Source organism: Crenobacter luteus (assembly GCF_004345725.1).
GTDB lineage: Bacteria > Pseudomonadota > Gammaproteobacteria > Burkholderiales > Chromobacteriaceae > Crenobacter > Crenobacter luteus.
This window is the reverse complement of the sequence record NZ_SLXG01000030.1, coordinates 1-20,988: the sequence shown is the minus strand read 5'-3', so window position 1 is coordinate 20,988 and position 20,988 is coordinate 1. Positions and strand designations below refer to the sequence as shown.

At 71.9% G+C, this 20,988-nt stretch carries 19 protein-coding genes; 6 read left to right on the top strand and 13 right to left on the bottom strand.

Going from position 1 to position 20,988, the window contains the following annotated elements:
- Positions 1 to 143: 143 nt before the first annotated feature.
- The 4 genes from glpK to EV683_RS13270 form a co-directional block, all read right to left on the bottom strand.
- Positions 144 to 1,631, bottom strand: coding sequence for a glycerol kinase GlpK (gene glpK / locus EV683_RS13285; RefSeq protein WP_066610448.1), 1,488 nt, complete (start codon positions 1,629 to 1,631; stop codon positions 144 to 146).
- A gap of 77 nt (positions 1,632 to 1,708) precedes the next feature.
- Positions 1,709 to 2,695 (bottom strand): serine/threonine protein kinase, encoded by a 987-nt coding sequence (locus EV683_RS13280; protein WP_131863113.1) that lies wholly within the window; start codon positions 2,693 to 2,695, stop codon positions 1,709 to 1,711.
- A gap of 28 nt (positions 2,696 to 2,723) precedes the next feature.
- Positions 2,724 to 3,194 (bottom strand): SRPBCC family protein, encoded by a 471-nt coding sequence (locus EV683_RS13275; protein WP_066610452.1) that lies wholly within the window; start codon positions 3,192 to 3,194, stop codon positions 2,724 to 2,726.
- A gap of 25 nt (positions 3,195 to 3,219) precedes the next feature.
- The gene (locus tag EV683_RS13270; RefSeq protein ID WP_131863112.1) at positions 3,220 to 3,684 is read right to left on the bottom strand and encodes a hypothetical protein; all 465 of its coding nucleotides are present in this window, start codon (positions 3,682 to 3,684) and stop codon (positions 3,220 to 3,222) included.
- A gap of 102 nt (positions 3,685 to 3,786) precedes the next feature.
- On the opposite strand from EV683_RS13270, the gene EV683_RS13265 reads away from it, so the two are divergent.
- Complete coding sequence (locus tag EV683_RS13265; protein WP_131863111.1) at positions 3,787 to 5,106, top strand: aminotransferase-like domain-containing protein; 1,320 nt, start codon at positions 3,787 to 3,789, stop codon at positions 5,104 to 5,106.
- An 84-nt stretch (positions 5,107 to 5,190) separates the two neighbouring features.
- Here EV683_RS13265 and ccoG read toward each other — a convergent pair whose 3' ends face one another.
- The 3 genes from ccoG to EV683_RS13250 form a co-directional block, all read right to left on the bottom strand.
- A complete protein-coding gene (gene ccoG, locus EV683_RS13260) occupies positions 5,191 to 6,546 on the bottom strand; it encodes a cytochrome c oxidase accessory protein CcoG (RefSeq protein WP_131863110.1) in 1,356 nt (451 codons plus the stop codon).
- Positions 6,547 to 6,642: 96 nt separating this feature from the next.
- Positions 6,643 to 7,419 carry an ankyrin repeat domain-containing protein gene (locus tag EV683_RS13255; protein ID WP_066610464.1) on the bottom strand — a complete coding sequence of 259 codons (777 nt, stop codon included), beginning with the start codon at positions 7,417 to 7,419 and terminating at the stop codon, positions 6,643 to 6,645.
- A 380-nt stretch (positions 7,420 to 7,799) separates the two neighbouring features.
- Positions 7,800 to 9,635: a diguanylate cyclase gene (locus EV683_RS13250; RefSeq protein WP_207910467.1), complete on the bottom strand. Its 1,836-nt coding sequence runs from the start codon at positions 9,633 to 9,635 to the stop codon at positions 7,800 to 7,802.
- Between the two features lie 240 nt (positions 9,636 to 9,875).
- On the opposite strand from EV683_RS13250, the gene EV683_RS13245 reads away from it, so the two are divergent.
- Positions 9,876 to 11,360 (top strand): DEAD/DEAH box helicase, encoded by a 1,485-nt coding sequence (locus EV683_RS13245; RefSeq protein WP_131863108.1) that lies wholly within the window; start codon positions 9,876 to 9,878, stop codon positions 11,358 to 11,360.
- Between the two features lie 161 nt (positions 11,361 to 11,521).
- The gene (gene arsC / locus EV683_RS13240) at positions 11,522 to 11,875 is read left to right on the top strand and encodes an arsenate reductase (glutaredoxin) (RefSeq protein ID WP_131863107.1); all 354 of its coding nucleotides are present in this window, start codon (positions 11,522 to 11,524) and stop codon (positions 11,873 to 11,875) included.
- Between the two features lie 21 nt (positions 11,876 to 11,896).
- Here arsC and EV683_RS13235 read toward each other — a convergent pair whose 3' ends face one another.
- Positions 11,897 to 12,526: a LysE family translocator gene (locus EV683_RS13235; protein WP_131863106.1), complete on the bottom strand. Its 630-nt coding sequence runs from the start codon at positions 12,524 to 12,526 to the stop codon at positions 11,897 to 11,899.
- 438 nt (positions 12,527 to 12,964) lie between these two features.
- Here EV683_RS13235 and EV683_RS13230 point away from each other — a divergent pair, with 438 nt between their 5' ends.
- Positions 12,965 to 14,917 (top strand): sensor domain-containing diguanylate cyclase, encoded by a 1,953-nt coding sequence (locus tag EV683_RS13230; protein WP_243694765.1) that lies wholly within the window; start codon positions 12,965 to 12,967, stop codon positions 14,915 to 14,917.
- Positions 14,918 to 14,930: 13 nt separating this feature from the next.
- Positions 14,931 to 15,263, top strand: coding sequence for a rhodanese-like domain-containing protein (locus tag EV683_RS13225; protein WP_131863105.1), 333 nt, complete (start codon positions 14,931 to 14,933; stop codon positions 15,261 to 15,263).
- Positions 15,264 to 15,342: 79 nt separating this feature from the next.
- Here the strand turns inward: EV683_RS13225 and EV683_RS13220 are convergent, their stop codons facing one another.
- Genes EV683_RS13220 through hemC form a run of 5 tightly spaced genes read right to left on the bottom strand, consistent with a single transcriptional unit; the run spans position 15,343 to position 20,001 of the window.
- Entirely contained in the window at positions 15,343 to 16,047 is a 705-nt protein-coding gene (locus EV683_RS13220) for a pseudouridine synthase (RefSeq protein WP_207910466.1), read from the bottom strand.
- A gap of 12 nt (positions 16,048 to 16,059) precedes the next feature.
- The gene (locus tag EV683_RS13215) at positions 16,060 to 17,265 is read right to left on the bottom strand and encodes a heme biosynthesis HemY N-terminal domain-containing protein (RefSeq protein ID WP_066610472.1); all 1,206 of its coding nucleotides are present in this window, start codon (positions 17,263 to 17,265) and stop codon (positions 16,060 to 16,062) included.
- Positions 17,262 to 18,317, bottom strand: a complete 1,056-nt coding sequence (locus tag EV683_RS13210; protein ID WP_066610474.1) for a uroporphyrinogen-III C-methyltransferase — start codon at positions 18,315 to 18,317, stop codon at positions 17,262 to 17,264. The genes EV683_RS13215 and EV683_RS13210 overlap by 4 nt, the downstream gene beginning before the upstream one ends.
- Positions 18,314 to 19,072: a uroporphyrinogen-III synthase gene (locus EV683_RS13205; RefSeq protein WP_131863103.1), complete on the bottom strand. Its 759-nt coding sequence runs from the start codon at positions 19,070 to 19,072 to the stop codon at positions 18,314 to 18,316. The genes EV683_RS13210 and EV683_RS13205 overlap by 4 nt, the downstream gene beginning before the upstream one ends.
- The gene (hemC, locus tag EV683_RS13200) at positions 19,069 to 20,001 is read right to left on the bottom strand and encodes a hydroxymethylbilane synthase (protein ID WP_066610478.1); all 933 of its coding nucleotides are present in this window, start codon (positions 19,999 to 20,001) and stop codon (positions 19,069 to 19,071) included. The genes EV683_RS13205 and hemC overlap by 4 nt, the downstream gene beginning before the upstream one ends.
- A 178-nt stretch (positions 20,002 to 20,179) precedes the next feature.
- Here hemC and EV683_RS13195 point away from each other — a divergent pair.
- A partial coding sequence (locus EV683_RS13195; protein WP_131863102.1) for a phosphoenolpyruvate carboxylase occupies positions 20,180 to 20,988 on the top strand: 809 nt, incomplete at its 3' end.

The following is a 20,988-nucleotide window of genomic DNA, read 5'->3' as shown; positions in this document are numbered from 1 at the left end:
ATTCAGCAGTACCCCGCTTCATTGCAGTTTCTCCTCTCCGTGTAGTGTTGTGTGAAAGCCTCTCGGGCCGGTCCAGCGACCGGCCCCTTTTTTTGCCCGCCGTCGACCCTTCCGCTCTGCGCCCATCTTCCGTGCGGCCGCGCTCAGGTGGCGCCGCTCAATGTGCGGCGCACCGCGTTATGCCAGCCCAGGTACAGCGCTTCGCGCCTTTCCTCGTCCATCTGCGGCGAAAACGCTTTTTGCAGCCGCCAGTTCGCCGCGATTTCGTCGAGGCCGGCGTAGAGTCCGGCGCCGAGTCCGGCGAGGTAAGCGGCGCCGAGCGCGGTGGTCTCGGTGACGGCCGGCCGTTCGACGCGCACCGCGAGCATGTCGGCGAGGAACTGCATCAGCCAGTCGTTGCCGACCATGCCGCCGTCGACGCGCAAGGCGGCCGGCGGCGGCGCGCCGTCGGCGCGCATCGCGTCGACGAGGTCGCGCGTCTGGTAGCACACCGATTCGAGGGCGGCGCGCACGATCTCGCGGATGCCCGAGTCGCGCGTGAGCCCGAGGATGGCGCCGCGCGCCAGCGGGTCCCAGTACGGCGCCCCGAGGCCGGTGAAGGCCGGCACGAGATACACGCCGCCGGTGTCGGGCACCTCGCGCGCCAGCGCCTCGGTGTCGCCGGCGTGGTGGATCAGCCCGACCGCGTCGCGCAGCCACTGCACCGCCGCGCCGGCGACGAAGATGCTGCCCTCGATCGCGTAGCTGGTGCGGCCGGCGAGCCGGTAGCAGACGGTGGTCAACAGCCGGTTGTTCGACGCGACCGGCGTCTCGCCGGTGTGCTGCACCACGAAGCAGCCGGTGCCGTAGGTCGATTTGACGTCGCCGGGCGAAAAGCACGCCTGGCCGACGGTGGCCGCCTGCTGGTCGCCGGCCATGCCGGTGATCGGGATCGCGCGGCCGAACAGCGTGGTGACGCCGAAGTCGCCGGCGTTGTCGCGCACCTCGGGCAGCAGGCTGGCGGGGATGTCGAACAGCGCCAGCAGCTCGTCGTCCCACGCCTGGCGGTGGATGTCGAACAACAGCGTGCGCGCGGCGTTGCTCGCGTCTGTCGCGTGCACGCGGCCCTCGGTGAGTCGCCACAAGAGGAAAGAATCGATGGTGCCGAAGGCGAGCTCGCCGCGCCGTGCGCGTTCGCGCGCGCCGGGCACGGCGTCGAGCAGCCAGGAAAGCTTGGTCGCCGAAAAGTAGGGGTCGATCACCAGGCCGGTGCGGCCGGCGACCAGCGCGGCGTTGGCGGGAGTGGCGAGCGCCGCGCAGCGCTCGGCGGTGCGCCTGTCCTGCCAGACGATGGCCGGCGCCAGCGGCGCGCCGCTCTTGCGCTCCCACAGCACCGTGGTTTCGCGCTGGTTGGCGACGCCGATCGCGGCGATGCGCGCCGTGCCGCCGACCTCGGGCGCGGCCAGCGCCGCGCGGCAGGTCTGCAGCGCGTGCTGCCAGACGATGTTGGGGTCGTGCTCGACCCAGCCGGGACGGGGGAAGAACTGCGGCAGTTCGAGCTGCGCGCGCGCGACGGCGCGACCGGCGGTATCGAACACCATCGCGCGCGTGCTGGTGGTGCCCTGGTCGATGGCGAGCAGCAGGGAAGACATGGCGGCACTCCCGGCAAAGGGGTGCTTCCATGATAAGACGCCGCGGCCGCTTTGCCGGGCTCAGCCGGCCGCGGCGCTCAGATCGGCCACAAGGGCGGTTCGTCCATCAGCGCGATCTGCTCGCGCAGTTCGAGGATGCGGTCCTGCCAGTAGCGCTGGGAGCCGAACCACGGGAAGGCGGCCGGGAAGGCCGGATCAATCCAGCGGCGCGCCAGCCACGCGCTGTAGTGGATCAGCCTGAGCGTCCTGAGCGCTTCGATCAGGTAGAGCTCGCGCGTGTCGAACGCGCAGAAGTCCTCGTAGCCGGCGAGCAGGTCGGCCAGCTGGCGGCTCTGTTCGTCGCGCTCGCCCGACAGCAGCATCCACAGGTCCTGCACCGCCGGGCCCATGCGCGCGTCGTCGAAGTCGACGAAGTGCGGGCCGGCGTCGGTCCACAGCACGTTGCTCGCGTGGCAGTCGCCGTGCAGGCGCAGCGTGGCGACGTCGCCGGCGCGCGCGAAGCCGCGCGCGACGCCATCGAGCGCCTGGCGCGCGACGCCGAAGTAGACCTCGCGCAGGTCGGCCGGCACGAAGCCGTTTTCTTCCAGATAGGCGAGCGGTTCGACGCCGAAGCTGGCTATGTCCAGCGTCGGCCGGGTGGCGAACGGTTTGATCGCGCCGACGGCGTGGATGCGGCCGAGAAAGCGGCCCAGCCATTCGAGCACCTCGGGCCGGTCGGTCTCGGGCGCGCGCCCGCCGCGGCGCGGGTAGACGGCGAAGCGGAAGCCGGCGTGCTCGAACAGCGTGTCGCCGCCGAAGGCGAGCGGCGCGACCACCGGGATTTCGCGTCCGGCCAGCTCCGCGACGAAGGCGTGCTCCTCGCGGATCGCGTCGTCGCTCCAGCGCGCCGACCGGTAGAACTTGGCGACGACGGGCGGCGCGTCGTCGAGACCGACCTGGTAGACGCGGTTTTCGTAGCTGTTGAGCGCGAGAAGCTGGCCGGAAACCGGCAGGCCGAGGCCTTCGAGCGCGGCCAGCAGGCAATCGGGCGTGAGCCCGGCAAACGGCGGGGTGTGGGTGTCCATCGCCGCATTATACGGCCGCGCCGCCCGCTCATTCGGCCGGGTGCTCCCAGCGCCGCGCGGTGATCGCGAAGGCGTGGCCGGTTTCGAGCAGCGTCTTCAGGCTGGAGAGCACCAGCGGCCAGCCGTGGACGATGCCGTGGCGCATCGCCTCGTCGGCGCCGAGCCGGTCGTGGGTCACGGTCAGCCGCACCAGGTCGTAGTAGGGCTCGATGTCGAAGGCGACGCGCGAATGCCGCTCGGGGCGGTCGGCGTCGGCCGGCGCGGCCCACGACAGCACCAGCCGGCGCGGCGGTGCATTCTCGAGCACGGTGCCGACCAGGTCGACCTTGTCCGCGTGCTTGTAGTCCTCGTGCCGCCACGGCGAGCCGACGGCCCAGTCCGACACGTTGCGGTGGTGGCCCCAGAACAGCCGCGTCTCCTCGGGGTCGGTCAGCGTCGCGTGCAGCTTTTCCGGCGTGGTGTCGATGTAGCAGACGTAGACGAAGGCGTCGTCGTTCATGGCCGTTTTCCTTGTCGGTGGCGTCTCAGGGGGCGGGGAGGCGGTCGATCAGCGCGCGCAGCGCCGCCTCGAGCGCGGCGCGGTCGCCGCGCGCGAGCGGCGCGCGGTCTTCCCAGTAGGGGGCGGTCTCGCCGGCGCGCGTCGCGACGAGGCCGGCCTCGCGGCCGGCGACGACGCGGTAGACCGGCAGATCCCAGAAGGCGCCGCCGAAGCCGTGCCGCCAGCGGTGGCCGACCCCGACGCCGAGGTGCACGTCGTCGGCCGCCAGCCGTTCGGTGGCGCGCACGCGAAAGCACAGCCGCAGCGTCGGCGCGCGCGCGTCCTCGTCGAAGCCGCGCAGCGCGAGGCGGGCACGCAGCCAGCCGGACAGCGCACCGGCCGCGTCGTCGCCGGGCACGCAGTCGAGCGCGTAGCGCACCGCGCCGGGCGGCGCGGCGGTCAGCGGCGCCGGTGCGACGGCGAGCAGCAGGGCGAGGAGCGCGGACTTCATGGCGGCAGCCTTGCAGGGACGGGCTTTCATTCTAGTTGTCCGGCGCGCGCGCCGCGTCCCGCCGCCGTTCGCATCCGCGTCGCCGCCTGCTACCCTTGCGCGATGAGCAAATTCGCCCGTCTGGTCGACTTCTTCGTGTCGGCGTTCGAGCACGGCAGCTACCGCCCCGGCGACGCGCTGCCGTCGCTGCGCGCGACCGCGCAGACGCACGCCGTCAGCCTCAACACCGTCAAGCGCGCCTACTGGGAGCTCGAGCGGCTCGGCTTCGTCGCCGCGCGCGAGCGCGAGGGCTTCACCGTGATCGCCGGCGCGGCGCCGGCGCGCGAGGCCGCGCCGCTGGCCGGCCCCTGGGGCTCGCCCTTCGTCAACCCGGCGCTGTTCGACGCGCGCGCGCTGGGTGAGGCGGCGGTGCGCGCGATGCGCGACTACGGCCGCGAGCTGGCCGAGCCGCAGCCGTGGGGCCACGCCGCGCTGCGCCGCCAGCTGGCGCGCCGCTACCGCGCCGAGGGCATCGCGCTCGACTGGGACGGCATCCTGATCACCTGCGGCGCGATGGAGGCGCTGTCGCTGGCGGTGCGCGCGGTCACGCTCGGCCAAGCCTCGCCGCGCCTGGCGGTGCTGACGCCGGCCTTCCCCGGCCTGTTGGGCCTGTTGGCGCAGCACGGCATCGCCGCGCTGCCGGTGCCGGTCGACGAAGGCGGCCGCTTCGACGCCGACGCGCTGGAGGCACTCGCGCAAGGCGGCCTGTCGGGCATCGCCGCGATGCCGTCCTTCCAGCACCCGACCGGCGTGAGCCTGGCCGACGACGCGCGCGCGGCGCTGCTGGCCGTCGCGCGCCGCCACGACCTCGCCGTGATCGAGGACGACAGCTACCGGCAGCTTTACTTCGGCGCCGCGCCGCCGCGCCCGCTGGTGGCCGACGACGCCGACGGCCGCGTGCTGTCGTGCGCGGGCTTTTCCAAGACGTTGGCGCCGGGCTACCGCGTCGGCTGGGTCGCGCCGGGGCGCTGGCGCGACACGGTCGCCGCGCTCAAGGCGAGCACCACGCTGGCGTCGCCCTTGCCGAGCCAGCTGGCGATCGCGCAACTGTTGGCCGAGGGCCGCGACGAGGCGATGCTCGAACGCCTGCGCGCCGAGCTGTCCGGCCGCGTCGCGGCGCTGCACGCCGCGCTGCGGCCGCTGCTGCCGTCGGATCACGCGCTGTCGCGCCCGGCCGGCGGTTATTTCCTGTGGCTCGAATGGCCGGAGCGGATCGACGAGGCGGCGCGCGTCGCCGCGCTGCAGGCCGACGGGGTGTTCGTCGCGGCGGGCGCCTTGTGCCGGCCGCCGGGGCCGGGCCGGCCGGCGGCGCGCCTGAACGCGAGCTATTACGAACCGGCGCAGGCGGCGGCGCTGGCCCGCCTCGTCGCGCGCACCGTCTGAGATTGTCATAACGCACAAAACGTTGGCCGAGCCTTGAGGGGCTCGGCCAACGTTTTTTGTCTCGCCCGGGGCGCCGCGCCGCGTTTACTCGCCGATGAAGCGCCCTTCCTCGCTCGCCTTCAGCCCCGGCGCGTCGACCGCCTCGACGACGAAGCGCAGCGGCTGGCTGCCACGATGGACCGACTCGGGCGGCGCGGCGACGCGCAGCGTCACCGAGGCGGACTTGGACGGCGCCAGCGTCACCATCGGCGCCTCGGCCAACCGCGCGCCCGGCAGGCCGTCGACGGCGAAGCGCAGCGTGCGCGTCGTGTCGTCCGCGTTCACGACGCGCGCGGTGTAGCCGTTTTCCAGCCAGCCCTCGGGCGTTTCGCGCACCAGGAAGGCGCGGTCGCGCAGCACCGACAGTTCGAGCGGCGTGCGCGTCGCGAAGCCGACCGCCGTGCCGGCGGCGACCAGTCCCATCAGCGCCGAGTAGACCAGCACGCGCGGCCGCGCGAAGCGGCGCCATGCCGGCCGCGCGTCGGGCGCGCCGGACAGTTGCGCCTCGCTGGCGAAGCGGATCAGGCCGCGCGGCGCGCCGATCTTGTCCATTACTTCGTCGCAGGCGTCGACGCAGGCGGCGCAGTCGATGCACTCGTATTGCAGCCCCTGCCGGATGTCGATGCCGGTCGGGCAGACCTGCACGCACAGGCCGCAGTCGACGCAGTCGCCGCGCGCGGCCGGCTCGGCCAACGTGGCGCCCTTTCTGCGCGCGCCGCGCGGCTCGCCGCGGCCGGCGTCGTAGCTGACCGTCAGCGTGTCGCGGTCGAACATCACGCCCTGGAAGCGCGCATACGGGCACATGAAGAGGCAGACCTTCTCGCGCAGCCGGCCGGCCAGCAGATAGACGAGGCCGCCGTAGCACAGCACCCAGAACAGCGGCCAGCCGGACAGTTCGGCGGCGAGCGCGCGGATCGGCGTGAACCAGCCGACGAAGGCGAAGCCGGTGACGAGCGACACGGCGATCATCGCCGCCTGCGCCGCGCCTTTTTTCGCGAGTTTGGCCGCCGACCACGGCGCCGCGTCGAGCGCGAGGCGCGCCTTGCGATCGCCGAGTATGGCGCGTTCGATCCAGATCATGATCTCGCTGTATACCGTCTGCGGACAGGCAAAGCCGCACCACAGCCGGCCGGCGAGCGCCGTCCACCAAAAGAGCGCCAGCGCGCAGAAGACCAGCAGCGCGGCGAGGTAGACGAAGTCCTGCGGCAACAGCGTCGCGCCGAACAGCGAGAAGCGCGCGCCGACGAAGTCGAACAGCACCGCCTGGCGGCCGTTCCAGTTCAGCCACGGCGTGACGAGGAAGACGAGCTGGGTGAGGATCACCATCGCGACGCGGCCGTTGTGGAAGCGGCCGCGCGGCAGGCGCGGGTGGATCTTGATCGGGACGGGACGGGCTGACATGCAAGGGCCTCCGGATGGAATGCGATGCCCTGCATGGTGGCGGCCGCGCGGCCGCGCGCACAGGCCCAGCCAGCGGGAGGCCGACGGGTACAGCGACTAGAACGGGCGCGCGGCCTGCAGCGTCGCCGCCTGCAGCAAGGCGGCGAGCGCGTCGTAGCCGCGCTCGCGCGCGTAGTCGAGCGGCCGGCGGCCGTCGCGGTCGGGCAGGTCGGCGCGCGCGCCGGCCTTGAGCAGTGCGGCGACGACGGCGTGGTACTTGTCGCCGCCGTCGCCGAGCAGCACCGCCTCGTGCAGCGCGGTCCAGCCCAGCGCGTTGCGGTAATCGACCGGCGCGCCGGCGGCGAGCAGTTGCTCGAGCGTGTCGAGCTCGCCGAGGCGGGCGGCGTGGATCAGCGCGGTGCCGCGGTAGCGCGACACCACGCGGGCCGGGTCGGCGCCCAGTTGCAGCGCAAGGCGGGTCAGCGCCGGGTTGTGCGTGCGCACGGCGATCGACAGCAGGTTCTCCTGGTGGCGGTCGAGCGCGTTGACGTCGGCGCCGGCCGCGACCAGCCGTGCGACGACCGCCAGATGGCCGCGTTCGGCGGCGCGGTGCAAGGCGAGGTTGCCGGCCATGTCGCGCCGGGCCGGGTCGGCGCCGGCGGCCAGCGCCGCCTCGACGTCGTCGAGCGCGCCGGCCTCGGCCGCGCCCATCAGCCTTATGTCGACGGGCGTGACCTGGCGGTAGGGCAGCGGGTGCCCGCTGGGCAGCGGGCCGGGGAACAGCGGATAGACGAGCACTTCACGATCGCGCGGTACGGCGGCCGTGGCGGCGCTCAGGGGCAGGACGACGGCGGCCAGGCAGGCCAGTCCGGTGACAAGCTTGAACGGACGCATGGTCGTCCCTCCTCGAATCTGCGGTGCCGCTGCCCGGGGCGCCGGCGGCCGTGACCGGCCGGTCGGTGGCGCCAAGGGCTCGGCCAAGGTCGGCGTGGCGCTAGACAAACGCAGATGATTGAGGCCGTCTGGCCTTAAATGGCGACGTTTTTTGTCATCTGAAACCGGCAAAGCGTTTGTCGTTGCGAAGGTAATTCAAATCTAGCATGTCGTCGCGCTTTGCACGTTGATTTCAAAGGGATTTTTGCCATGACTTGCGCGTTTTTCAGCGGTGTTTTGCTTGCGTTTTTCATGTCGGGGCGAGCGGACGACGGCGCCGTTATGCTTGCAGTCTAGAACGCCGCGAGGCGGCATCGCCGTGCTTTTTGGCCGCGGGGCTGTCAGTGCTGGTGGCACCAGCGGTCGCGACCGGCGCGTTTGGCGCGGTACATCGCCGCGTCGGCCTGCAGCAGCAGGGTGTGCGCGTCGGTACCGTGCTCGGGGTAGACGGCGATGCCGATGCTGGCGCTGATCGGCAGCGGGCCGTCGAGCGCGCGGCTGACGCGGCGCAGGCCGGCCAGCAGCTTGTCGGCGACGCGGCCGGCGTCCTCGGGGCGGTGCAGCGTCTCGAGCAGCACGACGAATTCGTCGCCGCCCAGGCGCGCGACGGTGTCGGTGTCGCGCACCGCGGCCCGGAGCGCGCCGGCGACGGCGACGAGGAGCCGGTCGCCGGCGTCGTGGCCGAAGCGGTCGTTGATCGGCTTGAAACCGTCCAGGTCGATCAGCAGCACGCCGAGCCGGCTGTCGCCGCGCTGCGCGCGCAGCAGCGCGCTGGCGAGCCGCTCGTGCAGCAAGAGCCGGTTCGCCAGCCCGGTCAGCGGGTCGTGGTGCGCGAGGTGGCTGAGCTTGTTCTCGCTGGCGATCAGTCGCGCGTTGGCGCGCTCCAGTTCCTTGGTGCGTTCGGCGACGCGCGCTTCGAGCGTCTGTTCGCTCTGGCGCAGCGCGGCGAGCATCGCCTCCTTGCTCGCGATCGCCTCGGCCTGCGCCGCGGCTTTGTCGCGCTGCGCGCTCTGGATGCGGTCGGCCAGCGCGAACGACAGCAGCAGCATCTCGAGCGCCGAGCCGACCTGCATCGCGTGGTGCGTCAGCGCGTTGGTCGGCACCCAGCCGAGATTCCGGAACGCCATCAGCGCGACGCCGGCCAGCAGCAGCGTCCAGGCGAGCAGGAAGTAGCGCGCGCCCGGCTGCTTTTTGACGAGGCAGCGGATCGCGGCGATCTCGGCGACCGCCGCGAAGCCCGCGCCCAAGAGCGAGGTGCAGATCGCCGCCCACTGGTAGGGCATGACGGCCGGGCCGAGCGCGGCGGCCGCGAAGCCGGCGGCGAGGACGACGATCAGCGCGTCCAGCCGCGGCGTATGGCGGCGGGTGGCGAGAAAGAGCCGGGTGAACAGCGCGCCGAAGAAGCCGGTGGCGGCAAAGCCCGAGTTCAGCGCGACGTTGCCCCAGGCCGGAAAGGTCGGCCACAGGTACTGGTTGCCCAGCCCGTTCAGCGACAGTTGGCCGACCGCCATGCTGGCGGCGAACGCCACGTAGACGAGGTAGAGCCGGTCTCTGAGCGACAAGAACAGCAGCAGGTTGTAAAGGCCGAGCGCGAGCAGCATGCCGTAGTAGAGCGCGAACAGCGTGTACTGGCGCTGGTTGTGGTCGCGGAACGCTTCCGGTTCCCACAGCCTCAGCGGCACGGTCAGGCTGCCCTCGGACTCGACGCGCAGGTAGACGGTGCGCGTCTGGCCGGCCCGCGCGTCGAGCGGCACCAGGAAGTTGCGGTTGGGCAGCGGCCGCTGCGCGAAGGGCAGCGTATCGCCCATCCGGTAGGCCTCGCCGCGGTCGGGCAGGAAGACGTCGACCCGGTCGAGCGACGGAAAGCCGACCTCGAGCAGCCAGCGTCCGTCGCTGGTCGGCGCGACGACGACGCGCAGCCAGTAGGCGCCGCGGCGGTAGCCGAAGTTGATGTCCTCGTCGCGGGCGGCGACCGGCGCGAAGCGCGCGGCGTTGGACGGCGCCGCCACCTCGGCGAGCGAGAAGGCGCGCTGCGCGTCGACCAGCACGTCGACGTGGTTCGCCAGGTCGAGCACGCGGGTGGCCGCGTCGGGCGCGGCCGGCGGAGCGGCCCGCGCGACGGCGGCGAGCGCGAACAGCAGGAGCAGGCGGAAAAGGAAGGACACGGGTCGGGCCATCGGCATTTTTATGGCATAAAGTATGCGGCAGCTTTGTTGACGCTTGCACGCTTGTTGAGGCGTAAAGCGAGCTCGCACTCGCACTCGCCCTCGCCGGCCGCTCGCGGTACACTGGCCGCCTTTCGCGTGCGCCGTTGCAGCCAATCCCGGGCGCGCCGCTTCCCCCAACCCCCCGCGTTTTTTTCCGTCAGCCTGGATTGGTGTCGCCCGTGCGACAGGCCGTCGCGATATAGGTGAACCATGAGCACCCCCACTTTTGCCGACCTGAAGTTGGCCGAGCCCATCCTGCGCGCGCTCGCCGACGCCGGCTACACGACCCCGACCCCGATCCAGGCGCAGGCGATTCCGCAGGTGCTGGCCGGCGGCGACCTGCTGGCCGCCGCGCAGACCGGCACCGGCAAGACCGCCGGCTTCACGCTGCCCCTGTTGCAGCGCCTGCTGGACACCCCGCCCGCGAACGCCCGCCCCGGTCGCCCGCGCGCGCTGGTGCTGACGCCGACGCGCGAGCTGGCGGCGCAGGTCGAGGAGTCGGTGCGCACCTACAGCAAATACCTGAAGACCACGTCGATGGTGATGTTCGGCGGCGTCGGCTTCAACCCGCAGGTTTCGGCGCTGAAAAAGCGCGTCGACATCCTGGTCGCGACGCCGGGCCGCCTCTTGGACCACGCGAACCAGAAGACCGTCGACCTGTCCGGCGTCGAGATCCTCGTGCTCGACGAAGCCGACCGCATGCTCGACATGGGCTTCATCCACGACATCAAGAAGGTGCTGGCGCTGCTGCCCAAGGTGCGCCAGAACCTGCTGTTCTCGGCGACCTTTTCCGACGAGATCAAGGCGCTGGCCGACAAGCTGCTCGACAACCCGAAGCTGGTCGAGGTCGCGCGCCGCAACACCGCCAACGAACTGGTCGACCAGAGCGTCCACCTCGTCGACCGCGACAAGAAGACCGACCTGTTGATCCGCCTGATCGACGACGGCGACTGGCACCAGGTGCTGGTGTTCACCCGCACCAAGCACGGCGCCAACAGGTTGGCCGAGAAGCTGTCGAAGGCCGACATCCCGGCCGCCGCGATCCACGGCAACAAGAGCCAGGGCGCGCGCACCAAGGCGCTGGCCGACTTCAAGAGCAACGCGCTGCAGGCGCTGGTCGCCACCGACATCGCCGCGCGCGGCCTCGACATCGACCAGCTGCCGCAGGTGGTCAACTTCGAGCTGCCGAACGTGCCGGAGGACTACGTGCACCGCATCGGTCGCACCGGTCGCGCCGGCGCCACCGGCCGTGCCGTGTCGCTGGTGTGCGTCGACGAGCTGAAGCTGTTGAAGGACATCGAGAAGCTGATCAAGAAGCCGGTGCCGCAGTTCACCATCCCGGGCTTCGAGGCCGACCTTTCCGTGCCGCCGGAGCCGATCATCAACGGTCGCAACAGCCCGCGCGGCGGTGGCCGCCGCGACGGCCAGGGCGCGCCGCGCCAGGGGCAAGCTCAGGGGCAGCGCCAAGGCCAGGGCCAGGGAGGCAAGCCGCGCCAGCCGCACAAGCCGGCCGCCGAGGGCCACGCCGGTCCGCGTCCGCAGCCCAAGTCGAACGGCGGCCGCGGCGACACGCCGCGCTCGCACGCCAAGCCGGCGCCCGCGCCGGGCGCGTCTTCCGCGCCGGCCAAGCCGCGCGGCCAGGGCAAGCCGCGCACGCAGACCGCCGCGCTGTTCGCGCCGCCGAAGGCGCGCTGAGCGCGCGACAAACCGGCACAACGCCCGGGCCACGGTCCGGGCGTTGTGCTGTCCGCCTCCTCGGCCAACGTCGGTCGGGGTAACAAGCCTGCGGCAGAACCGTGCGCCGCCGGCGCGACACGGGCAGGTTCGCGCCCGAAGCCGAATCGACAGGAAAAACGATGAAAGACGTCACGATCTACCACAACCCCCGCTGCTCCAAGTCGCGCGAGACGCTGGCGCTGCTGACGGCGCGCGGCCTCGCGCCGACCGTGATCGACTACCTGGCGACGCCGCCCGACGCGGCGACGCTGAAAACGCTGCTCGGGCTGCTGGGCTTGTCGCCGCGCGAGCTGATGCGCAAGAAGGAGGCCGAGTACGCCGAGTTGGGTCTGGCCGACGCGAGCCTGCCGGACGACGCGCTGATCGCGGCGATGGTCGCCCATCCGCGCCTGATCGAGCGGCCCATCGTCGTCGCCGGCGAACGCGCCGCGCTCGGCCGTCCGCCCGAGGCGGTGCTGGCGCTGTTCGACTGAGCGGGACGCGGCCGCGCCGCGTCAGCGTCCGGCCAGCAGCCGCAGCCCCAGCGCGATGAAGATCGCGCCGGCCAGCGCGTCGAGCCGGCGCGCCGCCCGCGGCGTGCGCGTCAGCCAGGCGCCGACGCGGCCGGCGGCCAGGCCCAGCAGCGAGAACAGCAGCGCCGCCTGCAGCGTGAACAGCAGGCCGAGCTGGACGATCTGCCAGCCCGGTGCGCCGGCCCGCGCGTCGACGAACTGCGGCAGGAAGGCGAGGAAGAACAGCACGACCTTGGGGTTGATCGCGTTGGCGACGAGGCCGCGCGCGAACAGCCGGCCGAGCGTCGCCTCCGGTCGCGCCGCGCCGGCGGTGGTGCGGCCGCGGTGGCGGATCGCCATCGCGCCGAGGTAGATCAGGTAGCCGCCGCCGGCGAACTTCAGCGCGGTGAAGGCGGCCGGCGACGCGGCGATCAGCGCGCCGACGCCGAGCGCCGCCAGCAGCGTGTGCGTCAGGCAACCGAGCGCGCAGCCGAGACCGAAGGCGACGCCGGCCGCGCGGCCGCGGCTGGCGCCGGTGGCGAGCACCATCAGGTTGTCCGGGCCGGGCGAGGCGGTGATCAGCGTCGCGGCGGCCAGGAAGGCCAGCGCCAGCTGCGGGTCGAGCCACGTCATCGTCTTGTCCTCGAAGGGGCGGTGCTTCGAGTCTGCCGTCCCGCGCCGTCCGTGCGCAAGCACCGCCGTCCCGCAGCATTGCCGCCCTGCACCCCGGTTGCGGGCGTCGCCGCTCCCCGCCCCTGGTGCCCCGCCAGGGGCCGTCGACGCGACGGTCGGCGCGGCCAGGAAAGAGGTCCGGCGACGCTATCGACGCACCGCGTGGCAGGGCGTCGAGCCGTTTGTAAAAAATAAAACGAATTACATGTGTTTTTACATGTAATTGCTGCGCGTTCGCCGACGCTGCGCCGGGCGCAGGCTCCTTGCAGGAACACGCCGTCTGGATCGCGCAACCAATCCGCGCGGGGACGCGAAGAATTCATCGCATCGGCAGCAGAAAAAGAGTAAAAATGACAAAAAAATAAACGGTGGCAAGCCATGCCATTCAGGAAAGCGGGGATGCAAGTGAAAGAGCCCATGCAGGCGCGCGCGGGCTGGCCGCGCTACGCCGTCGTGCCGCTGGTCGCCGTCGCCTACTGGGCGATCGGCCTGTTCGGCATGCATTATTTCGCGCGCTACGGCCTGATGCCGGCGCCGATCTGGTTGCCGTCCGCGCTGGCCTTCGCCGCCGCCTGGCGCTTCGGTGCCGCCGGTCTGGCCGGCCTGTTCGCCGGTTCGATGGCGATCAACGCCGTCAGCCAGACGCAAGGGCTCGCCGATGCGCTGACGCTGTCCGTGGCCAACGTGCTCGGTCCGTGGCTCGGCGTCGCGCTGCTCAAGCGGCGCGTCGGCGACAGGCCGCCGTTCTTCTCGACGCGCGACGTCTGGCATTTCCTGTGGACCGCCGTCGGGCTGGCGGCGCTGGTATCGGCGCTCGGCGGCGCGCTGGTGCTGTCGGACGGCGGCATGCGGCTGACGCCCGACTTCCTGTGGGTCATGCTGCGCTGGTGGTTGTCGGACGCCTCGGGCACGCTGCTGTTCGCGCCGGCGATGATGCTGTGGCTGCTGCCGCTGCAGCGCCCCGACCTGCTGCCGCGCATCGCGTTGGCCGAGCGGGTGTTGCTGGCGCTGGTGGTGCTCGCGCTGTCCTTCCTCGTGCTCGGCCTGCTCTCCAATCCGTCCGGCCTGTACTCCGGTCTGCCCTATCTGCTGTTGCTGCCGATCAGCTGGGCCGCCGCGCGCGTGCCGCTGCGCGACGCCCACCTCCTGGCCAGCCTGGTGTCGGTGCTCGCCATCGTCGGCGCGGTCGGGGAGCGCGGCGCCTTCTTCGTCGACAGCAACAGCCAGGCGCTGACCGCCGCCGGGCTGATGATCGTCAGCCAGACGGTCATCCTGCTGGTGGTCGGCGCGCTGGTGATGGAGCGCAGGTTGGCCGAGGACAGGTTGAGCGTCGCCAACCAGAGCCTCGAGGAGAAGGTCGGCGAGCGCACCCGTCAGCTGGTCGAGAGCGAGGCGCGCTTCAAGCTGGTCGCCGACGCCGCGCCCTTTCCGATGGTGATGAACCGGCTCGCCGACGGCGGCGTCATCTACGCCAACCCGCGCGCCGAGGCGCTGTTTGGCATCCGCCTCGACGCGGCGCGGCCGCTGTTCGTGCAGGACTTTCACGTCGACCCGGCCCGCCGCGACGAGGTCGCCGCGCTCTTGCAGGCGCGCGGCCGCGTCGACGAGTTCGAGGTCGAGCTCGTCGACGGCGCGGGGCGGCGCTTCTGGGCGCTGCTGTCGTGCCAGGCGGTGACGCTGGACGGCCGCCGCCACGCGCTGACCGGCGTCAACGACATCAGCGAGCGCAAGGCGCTCGAAGAGCGGCTGCACGCGGCCAACGCCGCGCTGCGCCGTCAGGTCGAGGAGATCGAGTCGCTGCAGCAGGGCCTGAAGGAGCAGGCGGTGCGCGACCCGCTGACCGGCCTGTTCAACCGCCGCTACCTCGACGAGAGCATAGACCGGGTGCTGGCGCACTTCGCCGCGCTGTCGCGCCCGGTCAGCCTGATGATGCTCGACGTCGACCATTTCAAGCAGATCAACGACTGCCACGGTCACGGCGCCGGCGACAGGGTGCTGTCGTCGCTGGGCGCGCTGCTGTCCGACCGCTTCAGGAGCGGCGACATCGTCTGCCGCTACGGCGGCGAGGAGTTCCTCGCGGTGATGCCGGGTTCGACGCTGACCGACGCGCGAATCAAGTGCGAACGGCTGCGCGAGGAGTTGCAGCGCACGCCGGTGCTGCTGCCCGACGGCGCCAGCCTCGGCCTGACCGTGTCGATCGGCGTCGCGGCGATGCCCGACCACGGCGACGACGCCGAGAGCCTGATCCACGCCGCCGACACCGCGCTGTACGCGGCCAAGAGCGGCGGGCGCAACCGGGTGTGCGCGGCCGAACCCTATAATTGGCGCATGGCAAGCCGCCACGATGCGTGAAAGGAGCAAAACGATGAAACGGATGCTGGCGCTGCTGCTGGCCGCCGCCTTCGGCCTTGCCGAAGCCGCGACGCTGATCGACGGGCGTCTGGTCGTCGACGTGCGCACGCCCGAGGAATACGCCGCCGGCCACGTCGGCGGCGCGCTGTCGGCGCCGCTCGACGCGGTCGGCGACATCGTCGCGCGCGCAGCGCCCGACCGCGACACGCCGGTCGTGCTGTACTGCCGCAGCGGCCGGCGCGCCGAGGCGGCGATGCAGATCCTGCAAGGTCGCGGCTACCGGCAACTGGAGAACCTCGGCGGGCTGGACGCGGCCGAGCGCCGCTACGGGCCGCTGGTGAAATAGCCGCCTCGCCCGGCCAGGATTGGCCGAGCGCCGAAACGAAAACACCCCGCGTCGCGGGGTGTTTTGTCGGGCGGGGCGCTCAGAAGCCGAAGGAGGCCAGCTCGGCGGCGGAGAGGTGACGCCACTGTCCCGGCGCCAGCTCGCCCAGCGCGAGCTCGCCGATGCGGATGCGGTGCAGCGCCTCGACGCGGTTGCCGGCGGCGGCGACCATGCGCTTGACCTGGTGGTACTTGCCCTGGAACAGCGTCATGTCGAGCGTGTGCGGGTCGAGCACGTCGACCGCGTCGGCGGCCACGACGACGTCGTCGTCCTTCAGCAGCACGCCGGCCAGCAACTGGTCGACCAGTTCCTGCCCGATAGGGTGCTTGATCGTCACGCGGTAGACCTTGCCGACCTGCTTTTTCGGCGAGGTCAGCGCGTGCACGAACTGGCCGTCGGTGGTGAGCAGCAACAGGCCGGTGGTGTCGGCGTCGAGCCGGCCGACCGCGTTCACGTCGAGGTTGCCGTACTGCCACGGCAGCAGCGAGAACACGCTCGGGTAGTAGGTCGGCTTGTGCGAGGTCTCGTACCCGCCCGGCTTGTTCAGCATCAGGTAGAGGTGGCCGCGCACCAGCGGCCACGGCTCGCCGTCGACGAGCAGCGTCTCGAGCGTGTCCGGGTCGACGCGCGCGCGCGCGTTGTCGACTACCTCGCCGTCGACCTCGACCAGGCCGGCCTCGACCAGTTCCTTGCACGCCTTGCGGCCGCCGAAGCCCTGCTCGTGCAGCAGCCGGTACAGTTCCATCGCCGCCACCGCTCAGGCCTCGTCGTGCAAGGCGAGCTCGACGCTCTGGCGGTAGTGGCGCTCGGCCAGATCCGGCTTGCCGGTCGCCTCGAACAGGCGCGCCAGCTCGGCGTGGGCGGCCAGCGTCGGCGACAGCGACAGGCTCGCTTCGAGATAGTTCTGCGCCTTGCCCCACAGTTGCTCGGCGAAGGCGAGGCGGCCGAGCGCGACCAAGAGCCAATGGTCGTCGGGGCTGGACGCGAGCCACTTTTCGGCGCGGCCGAGCAGCTCGACGCGCGTCGCCGAGGGCAGGCGCTCGGCCAGTTGGCCGAGGCGGCGCGACAGCTCGGACGTGGCCTCGCCCCTGTCGAAGCAGGCCGACAACAGCTGCGCCGCCTGCGTCTCGTCGCCGAGTACCAGCAAGCGGTCGATCACCGTCTGCATCAGCTCGGGGTTGGCGCGTTCGACGTCGGGCACCTTCTTCAGCCAGCGCGCCACCTCGGCGCCGCCGGTGAAGCCGGCCAGCTGCTGGTTGTAGGCGGCGATCCGGTAGCGGCGCGCCTGCTCGGGTTCGAGCGCGTCGGCCTTCAGCAGTTTCTCGGTCAGCGCGAGCACCGCGTCCGGCTGCTTCTGCAACAGGCGGATCTTCAGCTCCATGCGCAGCGCGGTGGTCAGGTTCGGCGACAGCGCGCGCGCGCGCTCGACGGCGGCCAGCGCCTCGAGCGGCTCCTTGGCCGCGAGCTTGAGCTCGGCCTCGAGCATGTGGCGCGCCAGCCGCAGCCGCTCGGGCAGCGCGTCCAGTCGCGCGAGGTAGTCGTCGCGCTTGGCGGCGTCGCCGGTCGCGGCGGCGGCGCGTGCGGCGATCAACAGCGCCAGCGCCTTGTTCTCGTCCGAGAACTCGTCCTCGATCGCGCGCGCGGCCTCGCGCTCGGCCTTCTGGAAGCGACCCTCGAAGTAGGCGATGCCGGCCTCCCTGAGCGCGTGGCGCGCGGCCTTCAGCTTCTTCTGGCGCTGGAAGCGCTTGACCTCGGCCGGCAGGTTGGCGGCGACGCCGATCAGGCGCAACGCGCCGTGGGTGAGCAGGATCAGCACGATCACGCCGACGATCAGGAGGTTGAACGACACCTCCATCCGGTACGGCGGCAGGAACAGGATGGCGTAGCCGTTGTTGACGGTGGAAGCCAGTCCCAACAGCACGGCGAGGGCGAACAGCCCGACGATCCACAGCACGAATTTCACGGCGTCGTTCCCTTGGCGATGTCTTGCGGGCCCTGCGCGTCGCGGGCGGCCTTCAGGCTGGCGGCGAGGTCGGGCAGTTTCACGTCGAGCGGCGCGTTGTCGAGCTCGGCGAGGCCAGCGAGCCAGCGGCGCGTCGACGGCGCGTCGCGGTCGAAGTAGCGCTGCACGTAGGTGTTGGCGGCGGTCAGGTCGGCGCGCCAGGCGCTGGCGTCGCGCTGCGTCAGCGCGATGCGCGCGTCGAGCAGGCGCAGCTTCAGGTTCTCGCGCAGGAAGAAGCCCTGTTCGGGCGACAGGAGCAGCGCCTCGGGCTTGTCCATGCGGCGGATGCGCACCAGTTCGCCGAAGCTCGCCGCGATCTCGCCGCTCAGCTGCGACCACCAGCCGCCAGCCGACGCCGCGGCGCGACTTTGCCGCTCGGCCGGGCCGAGGCGGTGGTGGTCGATCGCCAGCGGCAGCGAGTCGACCGCCAGCATCAGCCGGTCGAGCTTCACGCTCAGGCCGACGGTGTCGAGGTAGGGCAGCGCCTTGAGCGCCTCGAGGTCGCGCGCGACGGCGCGCTTGACGCCGATCAGCTGCGGGCGGTTGAACTGGTCGAGGCGCGCGTTGACGCCCTCTAGCGCGACGATGGCGCCGCTGACGTTGCCGGCCAGCTGCAGCTCCTGGCTGGCGACGGCCAGCGTGTGCTCGATCTCGGACAGGAGCCAGTCGGCGCGGCCGCGCGTCAGTTCCTGGTACATGCCGTTCAGCGTCGCGTACTGGCCGGTCGCGAGCGCGACCTGCTCCTCGACGCGCGCGAGCTTGGCGTCGGTGGCGCGGTTGGCCGAGATCGCCTGTTCGGTCAGGGTGCGCAGTTCGCGCGCGGCGCCGCCCGATTCGGCGAGCTTCTGCGCCAGCGCGAGCTTGACGCCGGCGAGCTCCTGACGGGTTTCGTAGTACTGCCAGCCGGTCACGCCGAGCGCGGCCAGGGCCACGATCAGCGCGAGGCTCACCGGTTTCTTCTTGGCGGTCGGCGGGGCGGGGTCGACGGACGCTGCGGTCGGGATTTCGCTCATGGCTGATGGCTGAACCAGTTCTTGAGGCCTTCGACGAGGGCGTCGTCGTCGGCCCGGGTTGTGACGATGTGGCGGGCGCCGAGCGCCGCCAGCCGTTCGGCGATGCGCGGATGCGGCACGCCGTACAGCAACGATTGTAATGACTCGGCCCTTGCCGGGCCAGCCAGTTGGAATAAGCGTTCGGCGATCTCGCCCGAAGTCACCAGCGCGGCGGCCAGCGTGCCGGCCGCCGCGGCGGCGTCGAAGGCGGCCCAGTCGGGCTCGCCGGTCTCGCGCCGGTAGAGCTCGGCGAAGTCGACCGTCGCGCCGCGCGAGCGCAGCGCCTCGGCCAGCTCCGGCCGGCCGCCGACGCCGCGCACGATCAGCACCCGTTCGCCGGGGCGCACGTCGAAGGCCGGCTCGGCCAACAAGGCGGCGCTGTCGCTGGTTTCACCGGCCGGGTGGACCACCGGCCGGCCGGTCAGCGCGGCCAGCCGCCGCGCGCTGGCGGCGCCGACCGCGGCGAAGCGCAGGCGTGCAAGGTTGGCCGAGGCGAGCGCCGGCGCGGCGAAGTCGACCGCGCTGGGGCTGACCGGGATCAGCCAGTCGGCCCCGGCCAGTTGCGCCGGCAGCGCGGCCAGCGCCGCCGGCTCGGGTACGAGTTCGAGCAGCGGGAAGGGCAGCGGCGTCGCGCCGGCGGCGGCGAGCCGGGCGGCCAGCGCCGCGACGCGCGTCGCCGGCCGCGTCACCAGCACGGTGCGGCCGGCGAGGCTCACCCGGCGTCCTGGCTCAGCACCGCGGCGATCAGCGCGTCGGCGCCGTCGTCGGACAGCTTCTTGGCGACCGCGCGGCCGAGCGCGTCGGCGTAGTCGCGCGGCGCGCTGGCGGTGGCGGTCAGCATCACCGAGCCGTCCGGGTGGGCGACGAAGCCGCCGAGCGTGATCACGTCGCCGCTCAGCGTCGCGTAGCCGCCGAGCGGCACCTGGCAGCTGCCGCCGAGCGCGCGCGACAGCGCGCGTTCGGCCAGCACGCAGTCGCGCGTGTCGGCGTGGTCGAGCGGCGCGAGCAGCGCGCGCACGTCGTCGCGGTCGGCGCGGATCTCGATGCCGAGCGCACCCTGGCCGACGGCCGGCAGGCTCTCGGACGGCGCGAGTTCCATGCGGATGCGCTCGCTCAGCTCGAGGCGCTTGAGCCCGGCGGCGGCGAGGATGATCGCGTCGTATTCGCCGGCGTCGAGCTTGGCCAGCCGCGTCTGCACGTTGCCGCGCAAGGGCTTGACGGTCAGGTGCGGGTAGCGCGCCCTGAGCTGCGATTCGCGGCGCAGGCTCGAGGTGCCGACCACCGCGCCGGCGGGCAGCTCGGACAGGCTCGCGTAGGCGTTCGAGACGAAGGCGTCGCGCGGGTCCTCGCGCTCGCAGATCGCCGCCAGCGCGAAGCCCTCGGGCAGCGTCATCGGTACGTCCTTGATCGAGTGGACCGCGAGGTCGGCGCGGCCCTCGGCCAGCGCGACCTCGAGCTCCTTCACGAACAGGCCCTTGCCGCCGATCTTCGACAGCGTCCTGTCGAGGATCTGGTCGCCCTGGGTCGTCATGCCGAGGATGGACACGGACAGGTCGGGGTAGAGCGCTTCGAGGCGGGCCTTGACGTGTTCGGCCTGCCACATCGCCAGGCGGCTCTCGCGGCTGGCAATCACCAGTGTTTTCATCGGGCTATCGCTTTGCAAGGACTGATAAGGAGAATGAGCGGATTCTAGCACGAGGCGGCGCGACGGCCGGGCCGGCGCGGCCATGCGCGGATCATATGTGGCCGCGGCGCTAGAAGCCCGCGACAGCTGCGGTATGATGGGGAAAAATCGAGACCATCACGATCGGGAATATAAAGTAATGGCACAAGAAGACCAGGACAAAGACCTTCCTTTCAAGCTCGACCTTGCGCGGCTGGACGCCGTGCTCGCCGAGACCCTGCTCGAGCAGGAGGGCGAGCATGTCTACCAGGAACTCAAGGCGATCCCGTCGCTCGGCGGCAGCGGCGACGCGGCGGCGATGCTCGGCCGCCTGACGCCGACCGCGGCGAGCGCGCTGGTGCGCGCCTGCGGCTTTTACAGCCAGCTGTTCAACATCGCCGAGGACCTGCACGCCACGCGGCTGGCGCGCGCCGAGCGCCGCGCCGACACCACGCCGCGCGCCGGCACGCTCGAGCGCGCGCTGCTGCGCATCAAGCAGGACGGCGTCGGTTTCGCGAAGCTGACCGAAGTGCTGGCCGAGGCGACCGTGGTGCCGGTGCTGACCGCGCACCCGACCGAGGTGCAGCGCCAGAGCGTGCTCGACGCGCACCGCGCGGTGCGCCGCTTCCTGACCCGCTTGCACTGGCCGGACCTCTCGGCCGAGGACGAGGCCGAGCTGATGGCCAAGCTCAAGCGCGTGGTGCTCGCGCTGTGGCAGACCTCCGAGATCCGCCATTTCAAGCTGACGGTGCGCGACGAGATCGAGAACGGCGTCGCCTACCACGGCCTGACCTTCTTCCAGGCGCTGCCGGCGCTGTACGAGCGGCTCGGCCGCCGCATCCAGGACGCCTTCGGCGAGGCGCCGGCGGCTATCCCGTCCTTCCTGCGCGTCGGCAGCTGGATCGGCGGCGACCGCGACGGCAACCCCAACGTCGACGCCACGGTGCTGCGCGCCGCGTTCACGCGCCA

Coding starts and splice junctions, on each gene's coding strand:
- EV683_RS13210 (WP_066610474.1), bottom strand. CDS start 18,317: ATGAGCGAAATCCCGACCGCAGCGTCCGTCGACCCCGCCCCGCCGACC.
- EV683_RS13270 (WP_131863112.1), bottom strand. CDS start 3,684: ATGAAGTCCGCGCTCCTCGCCCTGCTGCTCGCCGTCGCACCGGCGCCG.
- hemC (WP_066610478.1), bottom strand. CDS start 20,001: ATGAAAACACTGGTGATTGCCAGCCGCGAGAGCCGCCTGGCGATGTGG.
- EV683_RS13255 (WP_066610464.1), bottom strand. CDS start 7,419: ATGCGTCCGTTCAAGCTTGTCACCGGACTGGCCTGCCTGGCCGCCGTC.
- EV683_RS13275 (WP_066610452.1), bottom strand. CDS start 3,194: ATGAACGACGACGCCTTCGTCTACGTCTGCTACATCGACACCACGCCG.
- glpK (WP_066610448.1), bottom strand. CDS start 1,631: ATGTCTTCCCTGCTGCTCGCCATCGACCAGGGCACCACCAGCACGCGC.
- ccoG (WP_131863110.1), bottom strand. CDS start 6,546: ATGTCAGCCCGTCCCGTCCCGATCAAGATCCACCCGCGCCTGCCGCGC.
- EV683_RS13265 (WP_131863111.1), top strand. CDS start 3,787: ATGAGCAAATTCGCCCGTCTGGTCGACTTCTTCGTGTCGGCGTTCGAG.
- EV683_RS13225 (WP_131863105.1), top strand. CDS start 14,931: ATGAAACGGATGCTGGCGCTGCTGCTGGCCGCCGCCTTCGGCCTTGCC.
- EV683_RS13220 (WP_207910466.1), bottom strand. CDS start 16,047: ATGGAACTGTACCGGCTGCTGCACGAGCAGGGCTTCGGCGGCCGCAAG.
- EV683_RS13250 (WP_207910467.1), bottom strand. CDS start 9,635: ATGGCCCGACCCGTGTCCTTCCTTTTCCGCCTGCTCCTGCTGTTCGCG.
- EV683_RS13230 (WP_243694765.1), top strand. CDS start 12,965: ATGCAAGTGAAAGAGCCCATGCAGGCGCGCGCGGGCTGGCCGCGCTAC.
- EV683_RS13280 (WP_131863113.1), bottom strand. CDS start 2,695: ATGGACACCCACACCCCGCCGTTTGCCGGGCTCACGCCCGATTGCCTG.
- EV683_RS13235 (WP_131863106.1), bottom strand. CDS start 12,526: ATGACGTGGCTCGACCCGCAGCTGGCGCTGGCCTTCCTGGCCGCCGCG.
- EV683_RS13245 (WP_131863108.1), top strand. CDS start 9,876: ATGAGCACCCCCACTTTTGCCGACCTGAAGTTGGCCGAGCCCATCCTG.
- arsC (WP_131863107.1), top strand. CDS start 11,522: ATGAAAGACGTCACGATCTACCACAACCCCCGCTGCTCCAAGTCGCGC.